Origin of the sequence: Sphingomonas swuensis (assembly GCF_039538045.1) — a bacterium.
In the GTDB taxonomy this organism is placed as follows: domain Bacteria; phylum Pseudomonadota; class Alphaproteobacteria; order Sphingomonadales; family Sphingomonadaceae; genus Sphingomicrobium; species Sphingomicrobium swuense.
Genome location: NZ_BAABBQ010000001.1, coordinates 2740606 through 2753070, shown reverse-complemented (window position 1 = coordinate 2753070; position 12465 = coordinate 2740606). Strand labels below are relative to the sequence as shown.

The 12465-nt window shown below is 66.4% G+C and carries 19 protein-coding genes; 15 read left to right on the top strand and 4 right to left on the bottom strand.

The window, feature by feature from the left end; genetic code table 11:
- Positions 1-10: 10 nt before the first annotated feature.
- On the top strand, positions 11-220 hold the full coding sequence (locus tag ABD727_RS13780) for a hypothetical protein (RefSeq protein WP_344707960.1): 210 nt from the start codon (positions 11-13) through the stop codon (positions 218-220).
- The gene (locus tag ABD727_RS13775) at positions 217-447 is read left to right on the top strand and encodes a hypothetical protein (protein ID WP_344707959.1); all 231 of its coding nucleotides are present in this window, start codon (positions 217-219) and stop codon (positions 445-447) included. Before ABD727_RS13780 ends, ABD727_RS13775 begins: the two co-directional genes overlap by 4 nt.
- Before the next feature lie 86 nt (positions 448-533).
- On the opposite strand, the gene ABD727_RS13770 is transcribed toward ABD727_RS13775, so the two are convergent.
- Entirely contained in the window at positions 534-791 is a 258-nt protein-coding gene (locus tag ABD727_RS13770; RefSeq protein WP_344707958.1) for a DUF2171 domain-containing protein, read from the bottom strand.
- Positions 792-889: 98 nt separating this feature from the next.
- On the opposite strand from ABD727_RS13770, the gene ABD727_RS13765 reads away from it, so the two are divergent.
- From ABD727_RS13765 to ABD727_RS13755, 3 genes are read left to right on the top strand one after another with little or no spacing between them, the layout of a single operon-like run.
- Positions 890-1267, top strand: coding sequence for a PepSY domain-containing protein (locus ABD727_RS13765; RefSeq protein WP_344707957.1), 378 nt, complete (start codon positions 890-892; stop codon positions 1265-1267).
- A complete protein-coding gene (locus tag ABD727_RS13760) occupies positions 1264-1623 on the top strand; it encodes a hypothetical protein (protein WP_344707956.1) in 360 nt (119 codons plus the stop codon). The genes ABD727_RS13765 and ABD727_RS13760 overlap by 4 nt, the downstream gene beginning before the upstream one ends.
- Positions 1623-2675 carry a ribonucleotide-diphosphate reductase subunit beta gene (locus ABD727_RS13755; RefSeq protein ID WP_344707955.1) on the top strand — a complete coding sequence of 351 codons (1053 nt, stop codon included), beginning with the start codon at positions 1623-1625 and terminating at the stop codon, positions 2673-2675. Before ABD727_RS13760 ends, ABD727_RS13755 begins: the two co-directional genes overlap by 1 nt.
- Positions 2676-2724: 49 nt before the next feature.
- Here the strand turns inward: ABD727_RS13755 and ABD727_RS13750 are convergent, their stop codons facing one another.
- The 3 genes from ABD727_RS13750 to ABD727_RS13745 all read right to left on the bottom strand — a co-directional run bounded on the left by ABD727_RS13750 (position 2725) and on the right by ABD727_RS13745 (position 4912).
- The gene (locus ABD727_RS13750; RefSeq protein ID WP_344707954.1) at positions 2725-3882 is read right to left on the bottom strand and encodes an HNH endonuclease; all 1158 of its coding nucleotides are present in this window, start codon (positions 3880-3882) and stop codon (positions 2725-2727) included.
- Positions 3883-4164: 282 nt separating this feature from the next.
- Positions 4165-4437, bottom strand: coding sequence for an SEC-C metal-binding domain-containing protein (locus ABD727_RS13980; RefSeq protein ID WP_425566795.1), 273 nt, complete (start codon positions 4435-4437; stop codon positions 4165-4167).
- Positions 4438-4507: 70 nt separating this feature from the next.
- Positions 4508-4912 (bottom strand): hypothetical protein, encoded by a 405-nt coding sequence (locus ABD727_RS13745; protein ID WP_344707953.1) that lies wholly within the window; start codon positions 4910-4912, stop codon positions 4508-4510.
- Positions 4913-5271: 359 nt separating this feature from the next.
- Here ABD727_RS13745 and ABD727_RS13740 point away from each other — a divergent pair, with 359 nt between their 5' ends.
- The 10 genes from ABD727_RS13740 to ABD727_RS13695 all read left to right on the top strand — a co-directional run bounded on the left by ABD727_RS13740 (position 5272) and on the right by ABD727_RS13695 (position 12464).
- The gene (locus tag ABD727_RS13740) at positions 5272-5415 is read left to right on the top strand and encodes a hypothetical protein (protein WP_344707952.1); all 144 of its coding nucleotides are present in this window, start codon (positions 5272-5274) and stop codon (positions 5413-5415) included.
- Positions 5412-5636 (top strand): hypothetical protein, encoded by a 225-nt coding sequence (locus ABD727_RS13735; RefSeq protein ID WP_344707951.1) that lies wholly within the window; start codon positions 5412-5414, stop codon positions 5634-5636. Before ABD727_RS13740 ends, ABD727_RS13735 begins: the two co-directional genes overlap by 4 nt.
- 307 nt (positions 5637-5943) lie before the next feature.
- Positions 5944-6516 carry a DUF1993 domain-containing protein gene (locus ABD727_RS13730; protein ID WP_344707950.1) on the top strand — a complete coding sequence of 191 codons (573 nt, stop codon included), beginning with the start codon at positions 5944-5946 and terminating at the stop codon, positions 6514-6516.
- A gap of 60 nt (positions 6517-6576) precedes the next feature.
- The gene (locus tag ABD727_RS13725; RefSeq protein ID WP_344707949.1) at positions 6577-6843 is read left to right on the top strand and encodes an excalibur calcium-binding domain-containing protein; all 267 of its coding nucleotides are present in this window, start codon (positions 6577-6579) and stop codon (positions 6841-6843) included.
- A gap of 162 nt (positions 6844-7005) precedes the next feature.
- Entirely contained in the window at positions 7006-7557 is a 552-nt protein-coding gene (locus ABD727_RS13720; RefSeq protein ID WP_344707948.1) for a pseudouridine synthase, read from the top strand.
- An 83-nt stretch (positions 7558-7640) separates the two neighbouring features.
- Complete coding sequence (locus ABD727_RS13715) at positions 7641-7886, top strand: helix-turn-helix domain-containing protein (protein ID WP_344707947.1); 246 nt, start codon at positions 7641-7643, stop codon at positions 7884-7886.
- A gap of 87 nt (positions 7887-7973) precedes the next feature.
- Positions 7974-8324, top strand: a complete 351-nt coding sequence (locus ABD727_RS13710) for a hypothetical protein (protein WP_344707946.1) — start codon at positions 7974-7976, stop codon at positions 8322-8324.
- Positions 8325-8408: 84 nt separating this feature from the next.
- A complete protein-coding gene (locus ABD727_RS13705; protein ID WP_344707945.1) occupies positions 8409-9755 on the top strand; it encodes an HD-GYP domain-containing protein in 1347 nt (448 codons plus the stop codon).
- Between the two features lie 59 nt (positions 9756-9814).
- Positions 9815-11317, top strand: a complete 1503-nt coding sequence (hutH, locus tag ABD727_RS13700) for a histidine ammonia-lyase (RefSeq protein ID WP_344707944.1) — start codon at positions 9815-9817, stop codon at positions 11315-11317.
- Positions 11318-11336: 19 nt separating this feature from the next.
- The gene (locus ABD727_RS13695) at positions 11337-12464 is read left to right on the top strand and encodes a M14 family metallopeptidase (protein WP_344707943.1); all 1128 of its coding nucleotides are present in this window, start codon (positions 11337-11339) and stop codon (positions 12462-12464) included.
- The last annotated feature ends 1 nt before the right edge of the window (position 12465 follow it).

Here is a 12465-nt window from a genome sequence, read left to right as displayed (position 1 = left end):
TGCACGGCAGGTGCCGGCCGCCGTGGAGACCGGCGCGCCCGGCTTCCTGCACGGACTGTTTCACGGCTGGATCATCCTCTTCTCGTTCATCGGCTCGCTCTTCTCGGACAGCATCACCATCTACGCGGTTCCCAACAACGGCGGCTGGTACAACTTCGGCTTTGCGCTCGGGGTCGGCGCCTTCTCCTGCGGAGTCGCGGCTGGCGGCCGCAAGTCATGACCGGGACCAACATCCTGTTCGTCGCCGTGGGGGCGGTCGCCGGCCTGGCCGGGCTCATCATGCTGATCGCGGCGCTCCGCGGCCGGCCGGGCGAATCGCGCAAGAGCACCGGGCTGCTCATCGCCGGCATGATGGCGCTCGCCTTCGGCCTCGTCCTGTCGGGCTTCGCCATCGCTTACTCGACGACCAAGCCCTATCCCGAGTTCGCCAACGAGGCGGCACAGTGACCGCTCCGGCCCTCCTCGGTCGGTGCCTTACGGCGCCGCTTCCAGTCCCCCGCCGCCGCCACCGGCGGGACGGGGGAGCGGCAGGCTTATTCCTCGACGAAGGTCACGGCATTGGCGCCGGTGGCCGACAGGCGCACCTGGTCGCCCTCGACCTCGGCGACGAGGCCGAGTGGGATGAAATGATGGTGTCCGGCGTGGCTGCCCTCGGCGCCCTCGATCTCGGCGCCGCTGTCCTTCTTGGTGAGCTTGATCCGCTCGCCCTCGATCTTGTCGACGGTGCCGACGTGGGCTCCGTCGGCGCCGATCACTTCCATATGTTCACGGATCTGGCTGCTGTCGGCCATGGTGGTTCTTCTCCTGAGATGGTGATGCCCGCTGAACGCGCCGTCCCGGATTTCGATGCCCGGCGGTTCGCCTCGTCCTTGGCCGGGAGGGGGCACTGATGCGTCGCTGGCACCGCTGGCTGAGCGTCTTCTTCGGCGTCCTCATCCTGTTCATCGCCTCGACCGGCATCCTCAGCCAGGTCGGCGCCCTCGTGAACGACGCCCGCCAGGAGGCCGCGCCGCCGCCGGCCGTCCCTGCCGACTTCGTCTGCCCCGAGACGATGAACTGCCGCCCGAAGCCGCAGCCGGGCGGGTGGAACGTCGGCCTGCTCCATCACCTGCATTCGGGCGAGGAGTTCGGGCCGCTCGGGGTCGTGCTTTCGTTGATGAGTGGGTTTGCCCTTCTTTTCTTCGCATTTTCAGGGCTTTGGATGTATATCCAGATGTTCCGGAAACGCGCCGGCAAGAGCTCGGCCAAGGGGAGGTTCTTCTGGTGAGCTACCGTCAGTCCTCCTCCTACGACCCCTATGCGCCGAGCCCGGCGCTGGCGCCCGCGCGACCCTTCAACTGGGTCCAGTGGAGCGGGGTGGCGCTCGAGGTGGTCGGGTTCGCCGGCTTCCTCCTCTACATCACCGGCAAGGCGGGCTGGACCGCCCCGGTGGTCGCCAACGGCACGCCCTTCATGCTCCTGACCGTCGTCGGCCTGTCGCTGATCAACAGCCGCCGCGCCGGCGACGTCGATCTCGCGCCCGAGCTCGCCCCGGCCCGCCGCCGCTGGACCCTTCTCACCATCGCCTTCTGCGCCGCCATCCTCGGCGCGGCCACCGTCATCACCTTCATGGGAGACCGCTGATGTCCCTTCTCTCCGCCTCCAAGTCCTACAAGCCGTTCGAATACCCCTGGGCGTTCGAGTTCTGGAAGCGCCAGCAGCAGATCCACTGGATGCCCGAGGAAGTGCCGCTGGGCGAGGACTGCCGCGACTGGGCGCAGAAGCTCACCCCGCACGAGCGCAACCTCCTCACCCAGATCTTCCGCTTCTTCACCCAGGCCGACGTCGAGGTGCAGGACTGCTACCACGACAAGTACGGCTCGGTGTTCAAGCCGACCGAGATCAAGATGATGCTGACCGCCTTCTCCAACATGGAGACGGTGCACATCGCCGCCTACAGCCACCTGCTCGACACCATCGGCATGCCCGAGAGCGAGTATAGCGCCTTCCTCCAGTACAAGGAGATGAAGGACAAGCACGACTATCTGAACACCTTCGGCGTCGACACCGATGCCGACATCGCCAAGACGCTCGCCATGTTCGGTGCCTTCACCGAGGGGCTGCAGCTGTTCGCCAGCTTCGCGATGCTGATGAACTTCCCGCGCTTCAACAAGATGAAGGGCATGGGCCAGATCGTCAGCTGGTCGGTCCGCGACGAGAGCCTCCACTGCGAGGGCATCATCAAGCTCTTCCACACCTTCGTGAAGGAGCGCGACTGCCTCACCGCCGACGTCAAGGAAGCGATCATCGACCAGTGCCAGAAGACGGTGCGCCTCGAGGACGCCTTCATCGACCTCGCCTTCGAGCAGGGTCCGGTCGAGGGCATGACCGCCAAGTCGATCAAGAAGTATGTCCGCTACATCGCCGACTGGCGCCTGGGACAGCTCGGCTTCCAGCCGATCTACATGGTCGACGAACATCCGCTCCCCTGGCTCGCACCGCTCCTCAACGGCGTCGAGCACGCCAACTTCTTCGAGCAGCGCGCCACCGAATATTCCAAGGCCGCGACGCGGGGTGACTGGAACACCGTCTGGAGCAACTTCGACAACCGCCAGAAGGCCAAGATCGCCAACGACGCGCCGGAGGCCGAGGCCGAGGGTGGGCTGTTCGACGCAGCTACGGTGGCGGCGGAGTAGGAGCACCACGAAGTGCCGTGACCCCGGGATTTACCCGGGGTCACGCTATCTATACTTCAAATCCGAAGCGCTCACGATGGTGAGACAAATAGCGATGATGTGGTCGGTAAGCCCCAGCCGGAAAGTTGGCCTGACGCCCCGGCAGGAGCATCTTTTCGATTCCGTCACGATCGTTAATCTTGCCGGACAGTAAAATGTGACCATTATCGTTAAGAGAGATGAGGCCGCGGTTAAACATCCAATGAGCTGTCCCACTTAATGCGATGCCGTTCGAAACTGAGTCCGGGCCTCCATCTCCGACACTCATGATGTGCGCTGCTTCGGTTTCTAATCGACCTCCGCCATTAACTAAACGCATCCCCGTTAACGCGCATCGCCCATCGTATACGTGGAGAATTGCGCGTCTAAACTTGGCATCGCGCACCTTTCGGCTGACGAGCATCTTTGCACGATCGATCGGCCCTTCGAACTCTTCCTGATCAGGCTGGCCAAGTAGAAAAGATGGTATCTGCTCAGCCTCGCCAACTCTCGGCAGTTCGGGTTCGGGGTCCAGTAAGCCGACTTCAACAATTCGGTTGAAGTCCGCGTTCCTTAGGGCACGGATCGCAAGTTGCTTGCTGCCCTTGATGCTGCCGTCGGTATTAAGCAGTGCGCGCTCCATGGGGAGCCGATCAATGCTGAAGGGAACGCTTGTCCCAAATTCAAGAAAACTGCCTGGCTCAATTAAAGCTAGAAACATGCCCGGACGTTCGGAATCCCGTTCAATGTTGCTCACCTTTGCGACGGCCCAAAACCCACGTCCGCCAGCGCGCCTGGGCTCCAAATAAACGATCCACTGACCTACCATTCGACGCGCCGCAGTAAGATAAGTCGGCGGAAAGCGGTAAAATCTTTCTGGCTGATCGTCGTAGATTGAATGTGGGCCGGTAACGAAAACGCCCTTTGTCGGACCTGCTGAATCCTCTGTCACCGGCTGTCCAGCGTACCTATAAACGCCTTCACCTACGAATTCGATCGTGCCGCCATCGCGCAATTCCTGAAGCACGCGGCTTAGGGTCTGCCACGGGGTCGCCCCAATCGAAGCGGTCGCCGCGACGATGGCTTCCATCTCCGCGTCAAGAAGTCCTTGGCGGCTAAATATTGTCGAGCCGGTCTTGCGCACATGCCGCCGAACCGCTGCCAACACTGCTTCGGACCAACTCGCCAACACTTACTCCATGTTAGATCAGCATTTGCGAGAGAGTAGCGTCACAGATCAACGCCGCAAACGCGATTAAGCGACAGACATGATCTTTATCCTAGAAGTTCTTACCCTGCGGTTGAACAGCTTGATCGGGGAGCGCGGATGGCAACCTAGTCACGGCGGCGGACGAAGGATTTGTTGGTTCCCGAAACGATCAGGTCGCGTTCGATCCCCGTGCAGCACCTGCCTGCAGGTATAACTCAAAGCACAGGGGAACTGAGTATTGCTGCATGCAAATTTCGACTACTAAACCCGAGCCGTGCCTGGCCTTGGCAGCGACCCACGCCCTTCACCGCCAGTAATCCTTCCGCTCCGACCCATCGAAAGCGGCCGCTGGTCAGGCAGCAGCGCTTGAAACCGCAGGTTCGAGCCGCACGGGCAGGGGTCGTTGCGGCCGAGCTTCTCGATCAGCTCCTTTGTCCCGCCGCGCACGAAGCGCAGCCCGCGCTTGACCCGCGTCTCGCTCGGGAAGCCCTTACGCCGCTTGGCTATCCGCTCGAAAGCAGGGCAGCTCGTCATGGTTCGTCGTCATCGTTCGTCTCCTCGGGGGTTGGCTCCCGCCCCGGCACCGGGCCGGGACGGGAGCGGGTCAGTGGTAGAGGGTCGGCGTCGCCTCGATCGGCTTCGCCACGATCTGATAGGCATCGCGGTAGAGGATCGTGCCCGGGCGGTGGGTCGCGGCCTTGCGGACCGGCACCCCCACTTCCTCGAGCAGCGCCGCAAGCACGAAGGCGTGCGCGATCATCTCGCGCGCCTCGGCATGGAACCAGCAGATCCCGTCCGAGCGCCAGCGCCGGCACGACTTGACCCGGAACGCCTGCCGGCCCGGGACCGGCAGATGCCGCTCGAACCAGTCGATCTCCTCGCCGATCGCGACCCGCAGCACTTCGGGCACGTCGCGGTCACGCCATGCCTCGTAAGCCGGACCGAACGGCCCGCAGTCCACCTGGCGGCGCACGCGCCACCACGGCGTGATGAAACGCACGTAGTTCATTGAAAGACCCCGGCGGGGATCCTCGCCCCGCGTCTGTGTCGCTGCTCTGGGAAGCCGCCGCGATGGGCGGCCGCGCAATGCGTAGGCCTAGAAGCCTAGTGGCGCTTCACGAGGCGCAAGGCGAAATTTCAGCATTCTCGCGACCTCCACTGGGTTGAACGGAGGCGCGCTCCTAGTTTCGGTCCCAGACCTTGTCAAACGCGGGACCACCACTGTCGCCGATTTGGCGCCGCGCGATTAGGGAAATTGCACCATCCGTGCTACATCCTCCCCATCGCACGGATCGGCCCTGTAAGCCCGTGCGGCTGAGAGATTTTACGCGCTCTTGCTTACCGGCAATGGAGCTGCACCTCATGGACATGAACTACCTTTACTGGCGCCGCGGAGTGTCGCTGACGCGGGCGCGCGCCGCCACCTGCCAGGCCTCGGCCCAGGCGCATCTCGACCTGTTCGAGGCTTATGGCCAGCGCATCGTGGCGCGCCGCCGGGCGGCCAACGCATGAGCCGGGTTCTCTTCCTCAAGCTGCCCGAGAAGGACGTCATCGCCAAGTGCGACGCGGCCGACGTCGGGATCTCCGCGCTCGAGCGCCTGCCCGACGGCGGCACCCGGCTGGTCTGCCAGAGCAGCGCCGGCGCCGCGCTGATGAACCGCAAGTTCAAGGGCAGCCTCATCCCCGACAGCGCCCGCCGCGAACCCTTCCGCCCCGCCTTCTCGCGCGGCTGAGCGGGAAGGGGCAGGATGCCGCGCTGGTGACCCGGCGCGGCCACTTCCTCGTTCGCCAGCAGATCGACGCCTACGCGCACAACGGCGGGAAGCGTTTCGGTCGCCCGAGCCGGCGAAGAGGCCGACCCATCCCGCTTGCCTTGTAGGCTTTCAAGCAGTAAACAACCTATATGGTTCGTCCTGCGCTTCCCTTTGTCATGCCCTGCGCGGATGATCGGGTCCGGAGGGAAAACGGCGCGAGACCCCCGCACCCTGTGAACTTCGAGAACTTCGTGAACTTCGCGGAAGGCCGGGCTAGGACCTGGCCATGACCCTCACCGACCTCCTCGTCCCCACTCTCTCGAACCAGTTGATCGCGCTCGGCGGCTGGCTGGACAAGGGCGAGGCGCATGCGCGAGCCCACGGCAACGATCCCGAAGACCTGCTCGCCGTCCGGCTCGCGGTCGACATGTTCCCGCTCCACAGCCAGGTCCGGATCGCGGCCTTCCTCGCCCAGGAGGCGGTGCACCGGCTGCGCGGCGAGGAGACACCCGAGGCGACCACCGCGCTGCGCACCCATGCGGCCATGGCGCAGGACGAGCCGGGCTCGCTTGCCGACCTCCGCGCGATCCTCGGGCAGGCGATCGCCTTCCTCCGCGGCGTCGGTCCGGACGAGCTCGATTCCGCCGCCGACCGCCCGCTCGCCCATGCGCTTCCGATGGGCATGGTGTTCGACATGACCGGCGCCACCTACGTCCGCGACTGGGTGCTTCCGCAGTCGGCCTTCCACGCCGACATGGCCTACGCCCTGCTGCGCAGCGCCGGCGTTCCGCTGGGCAAGCAGGACTTCGTCCCGCACATGTTCGCCTACCTCCGCCCCGGGACGATGCCTGGCGCCTGAACGAGGGGGGAGGGGCGGTCCCTTAAACCTTCCTTCACCGACCGATCCTAGGCTCGGGCCATGCTCAAGCTTCTCCTTGCCGCCTCGGCCCTGCTCCCGCTGGTGCCGCTGGTCGCCGCGCCGCAGGATGCGCGTCCCTACGACTATCCGCCCCGCAGCGAGACCCGCCCGCTGACCAAGCGCGAGGCGAGCGTCACCTACCGCGGCTGCAACGAGATCCGCCGCCTCGGCCTCGCCCCGATCCGCGCCGGCGAGCCCGGCTACCGCCCCTGGATGGACGGCGACATGGACGGCCTCGCCTGCGAACCGATCCGCGGTCGCCCCTAGGAAGCGCGCGGGGCCTCGCGAGCCCCGCCATGCGCGAGCGTCATCAGCAGGCAGGCGCGGTTCGCTTGGAGCGAACTCTTTGCGCCGAGCCGCAAGGCCCGGCGATAGCCGCGGCAGGATGACGGACGTTGCAGCCGCCGCCGCGCACGACCAAAGGGGCGCATGGCTCGGCTGATCCTGTTCAACAAGCCCTATGGCGTGCTGTCGCAATTCACCGATCGGGGCTCGCCCGAGGCCAGGGCGACGCTCTCCGATCATCTCGACATTCCCGGCGTCTATCCTGCCGGCCGGCTTGATCGCGACAGCGAGGGCCTGCTGCTGCTGACCGACGATGGCCGGCTCCAGGCGAGGATCGCGGACCCGCGGTTCAAGATGGCCAAGACCTACCTGGTGCAGGTCGAGGGCGAAGCCGACGAGGCGCAGCTTCTCCGCCTCCGTCGTGGTATCGAGCTCAAGGACGGCCTGACCCGTCCGGCCGGGGCCAATCACATTGCCGATCCCGACCTCTGGCCGCGCGACCCGCCGGTTCGCTTCCGGAAGAGCGTGCCCGACTGCTGGCTGAAGCTGACCATCAGCGAAGGCCGCAACCGCCAGGTCCGGCGGATGACTGCGGCGGTGGGTCTGCCTACGCTCCGGCTGGTCCGCTGGCGCATCGGGGAGTGGAGCCTCGACGGGCTCGCGCCCGGCGCGTGGCGCGAGACCACGACACCCTGAAATTCGCGCGTTAGTGGGCCGAGCGCGGCATCGATCACATGCCGCTTCTTGCGCGTGGTCGCCCTCCGGAGGACAGTGCGGCCATGGTTGCCGGCGTCTCCTCCCTAACCGATCGCGAGAAAGCCGCGCTTCGGCTGCTCCTCGCGGGTCACGACGCCAAGTCGATCGCGACCTACCTTGGACTGTCGGTACACACCGTCAACGAGCGGCTTCGCGGCGCTCGGCGCAAGCTTGGCGTTGGGAGCAGCCGCGAAGCGGCCCGCGTGCTGGCGGCGGCCGAGAACCCCACCGGAAATTCTGTGTCCAAGCAAATCGGGGTGGCACCGTAGCCGCCGAGCGCGGAAGGCGAGAAGCGCCGCGGTGAGGGCCGCTACTCGCGGCGGCAGCTTGGGTTTGCGGTCGGAGGAGCGTGCATCATGTCGCTTGTGGTGGCTGCAACCCTGTTCATGTCGATGACGCCCGACGGCGCGGCGAATTCGCCGCTCGGGCATTGGAAGCAGGCCCGCGCGGTTCCGAGCGGACCCGGGCCCGTCAACCGCCTGCACGTGGCGCCCGGCGGATGGCAGTGGAATGGCCGGACCGTGGCTGAGCCTATGGTCGCCCACTTCCTCCGCGTGGTGAACGGGATGACGCCGCCGCCGCTGATTGTCCTGACCCATGCCGACGATGTCGCGTCCGCCTCGATCCAGCGCGCACGCCAACTGGTCGACCGCGAACTGGCCTGCCGGCCCGAACGCTGCGTCGAGGTGACCGTCGCCCAGCGTTAGCAGCGTGCGCGACCCAACGGCGAGCGAAGCGGTTAACCTTCTTCATTAGGAGCGAGATTAAGAAGACGCGTCCAAGTCGGTGCGATGCTTCACCAGTCGCTTACGGTCCCGGCGGTCAGCCGGGCAGAAGTCATCGCCGCCTTCAGCTATGCGCTTGACCTCACCGAGGGGCAGCCCGCCGGCCATTCGATCCGCAGCTGCTGGATCGGCATGGAGATCGGGCGGATCATCGGCCTGTCTTCGGCAGAGATGGGCGATCTCTACTATACGCTGCTGCTCAAGGACCTCGGCTGCAGCAGCAATGCCGCGCGGATCTGCGAGCTGTACGAAGCCGACGACCGCGCCTTCAAACAGGGCTACAAGACCGTCGGAACGAGCCTCGCCGCGACCCTCCACTTCGTCTTCAGCAAGACTGCGCGGGGGCGACCGCTGCGACAGCGTGCGGCGGCGATCGGCAATATCCTTCGCAATGGTGGTGCGATCGCGCAGGAGATGATCGTTTCGCGCTGCACGAGGGGCGCCGACATCGCCCGGACCCTGCGCTTCTCCGATGCGGTGTGCGACGGCATCTACCATCTCGACGAGCATTGGGATGGCTCGGGCCGCCCGGAGCGGCGACAGTCGGAGGCGATCCCGCTCTTCTCGCGCATCGCGCTGCTGGCGCAGGTGGTGGACGTCTTTCACGTCCATGCCGGGCCCAGCGCCGCGCTGGACGAGGCGCGGCGGCGGAGCGGCGTGTGGCTCGATCCGGCGCTGGTCCGAGCGCTCGAGCAGGCGAGTGCGGCGCCGCTGTTCTGGACCGCCCTGTCCTCGCCGACAATCGAGAGCCGGGTCGTCCGGCTTGCGCCGCACGAGACCGAGCGGCATCTCGACGAGGAGTATCTCGACTGCATCGCCGACGCCTTCGGCAGCGTGATCGATGCCAAGAGCCCGTTCACGGCGGGCCATTCTACACGGGTCGGGAAGCTGAGCGAGCGGATGGCGGCAGGGTTCGGGATGGACCGCGGGCGGACCCGCTGGCTGCGGCGCGCGGCTGTGCTCCACGACATTGGCAAGCTCGGTGTGTCGAGCACGATCCTCGAGAAACCGGGCAGCCTCGACGAGCAGGAATGGAGCGAGATGCGCGCGCACGCGGTGCACACCCGCGCCATCCTCGGGCGGATCGGCGCGCTTGCAGGTCTCGCCGACGTCGCTGCGGCGCACCACGAGCGGCTCGACGGGGCCGGCTATCCGCTTGCACTCGGTGCCTCCGCGATCAGCCGCGAGACACGGATCATCACCGCCTGCGATCATTATGATGCGCTGGTCTCCGACCGCCCCTACCGCGCCGCATTGTCGCAGAGCGAGGCGCTGAGGATCATGACCGACGCCGTCGGCACGGCAATCGACGGCGATTGTCTCGAACTGCTGAAGCGCAGCGTCGACGCGTAACGGGACCAATCTTCGCCACTCCCGCTTTTCGTCCCAGGGCACTAAGCGGGGGCATGCATATGCTCGATCCGCAGGACATCTCGCTCACCGCCCTTCGCTCGCTCTGGGGAGGCGCCCCGGCGCGTTTGGGGGAGGGGGCACTGGCCAGGGTGCGTGCGTCGGCCGAGGCGGTCGCGCGGATCGTGGCCAGCGGCGAGACGGTCTACGGGATCAACACCGGCTTTGGGCTTCTGGCGCAGGAGCGCATTCCGCAGGACCGGCTGACCGAGCTTCAGCGCAATCTCATCCTGTCGCACAGCTGCGGACTGGGGGAGCCGAGCCCGCGGAGGGTCGTGCGGCTGATGATCCTTCTCAAGCTGCTTGGCCTCGGGCGTGGCCATTCCGGAGTGCGGATCGAGGTCGTCGACGCCCTCCAGGCGCTGGTCGACGCCGACGCAATGCCGGTGATCCCGAGCCAGGGCAGCGTGGGGGCGAGCGGCGACCTCGCACCGCTCGCCCACATGACCGCGGCGCTGATGGGCTTCGGCTGGATCGAACTCGGCGAGGAGCGTCTGCCGGCCGCGGCGGCACTACAGCGAATGGGTCGTACGCCGCTCGAGCTCGGGCCCAAGGAGGGGCTGGCGCTGATCAACGGGACCCAATTCTCGACGGCGCTGGCGCTCGACGCGCTGTTCCAAGCCGAGCGCGTGTTCGGCGCGGCGCTCGGCGCCGGGGCGCTGTCGGTCGATGCGCTGAAGGGGAGCGTCAAGCCGTTCGACCCGCGCATCTCGGCGCTTCGCGGGCAGCCGGGGCAGGAGCAAGTGGCGGCAGAGATCGCGCGGCTGCTCGATGGTAGCGATATCGTCGCCTCGCATCATCGCTGCGGACGGGTGCAGGATCCCTACAGCTTCCGCTGCCAGCCGCAGGTGATGGGCGCGAGCCTTGACCTGCTCAACAATGCCGCGCGCACGCTGACCATCGAGGCGGCGGCGGTCACGGACAATCCGATCGTGTTCGAGGACGAGGACAGCGCGATCTCGGGTGGCAACTTCCATGCCCAGCCGGTCGCCTTCGCGGCGGACACGATCACCATGGCGCTGTGCGAAGTGGCGAGCCTGTCGGAGCGGCGGATCTCGGTGCTGGTCGATCCCAAGATGAGCGGCCTCCCGGCATTCCTTACCGACGACGGCGGGGTCAACAGCGGGCTGATGATCCCGCAGGTGACCGCGGCCGCGCTGGTCGCGGAGAACCGCAGCCTCGCCTTTCCCGCCTCGGTCGATTCGATCCCGACCTCGGCCGGGCAGGAGGACCATGTGTCGATGGCGCCGATCGCGGCGCGCAAGGCGGCGAGCGTCGCGCGCAACGCGGCCGGCGTGGTGGCGGTCGAGCTGATCACGGCGGCGCAGGGGGTCGACTATCATGCGCCGCTGACGACCTCACCGGCGCTTGCGGGTCTTCACGGGCGTGTCCGGGGGATCAGCCCACACCTCGAAGCCGATCGCTACTGGGCCGACGAGATGGCGGCCTTGCAGTCGGCGGTGCTCGACGGAAAGATGCACGACGCCTTTCTTCTGGAAGCGTGACCGCTTAAGGGCGCTCCCCATGTCCATCACCGTCAGCAGCGCCTTTGACAGCGGCAACATTCGCCTCATCAAGCAGGAGGGCACGACCCTCGACCTCGAGATCGTCGACGATGCCGGCGGCGAGTTCCGCCAGTGGTTCCACTTCCGGGTTTCCGGCGCGGCAGGCGAGGCACTGACCCTCAGGATCACCAACTGCGCCGATTCGGCTTATCCGATGGGTTGGCCCGGCTACAGCGCGCGCGTGTCGAGCGACCGCGAGACCTGGACGTTGGCCGACACCAGCTATGCCGACGGCGTGTTGACCATCCGCGTAACCCCGGAAAGTGGCGTCCTCTGGGTCGCCTATTTCGCGCCTTACTCGATGGAGCGGCACCACGACCTCGTGGCGCTGATCGCCAGCCTCCCCGATGTCACCCACCGGACGCTCGGCCACAGCCTCGACGGGCAGCCGATCGACTGCCTGACGCTGGGCGAGGGCGCGACCACCGTGTGGCTCTATGCCCGCCAGCACCCGGGCGAGAGCATGGCCGAATGGTGGATGGAAGGCGCGCTCGAGAAACTGGCCGATCCCGACGATCCCGTCGCCCGCGCACTGCTCAGCCGCTGCACCTTCCATGTGGTGCCGAACATGAATCCCGACGGCAGCCGCCGCGGCTACCTCAGGACCAACGCTGCGGGCGTGAACCTCAACCGCGAGTGGCATGCGCCGACCGCCGAGCGCAGCCCCGAAGTGCTGTGCGTCCGCGAGGCAATGGACAAGGATCCGCCGGTGTTCGCGATGGACATCCACGGCGACGAGGCGATCGCCGCCAACTTCCTCGCGGGCTTCGAGGGCATTCCCTCGCTGACCGAGCGGCAGAGCCAACTCTACGACCTGTTCGGGACCACGCTCGAGCGGATCTGCCCCGACTTCCAGACCGAGCAGGGCTATGAACTGGCTCGGCCGGGCCAGGCCAACCTGTCGATGTCGACGACCCAGCTGGCCGAGCGATTCGGCTGCGTCTCGATGACGCTGGAGATGCCGTTCAAGGACCACCAGCCGCTGGCCGATCCCGACCATGGCTGGAGCCCCGAGCGGAGCAAGGCGCTGGCCCACAGCTGCCTCGACGCGCTCTACCAGATCGTGCCCGAGCTGGAGCGGCGCTGAC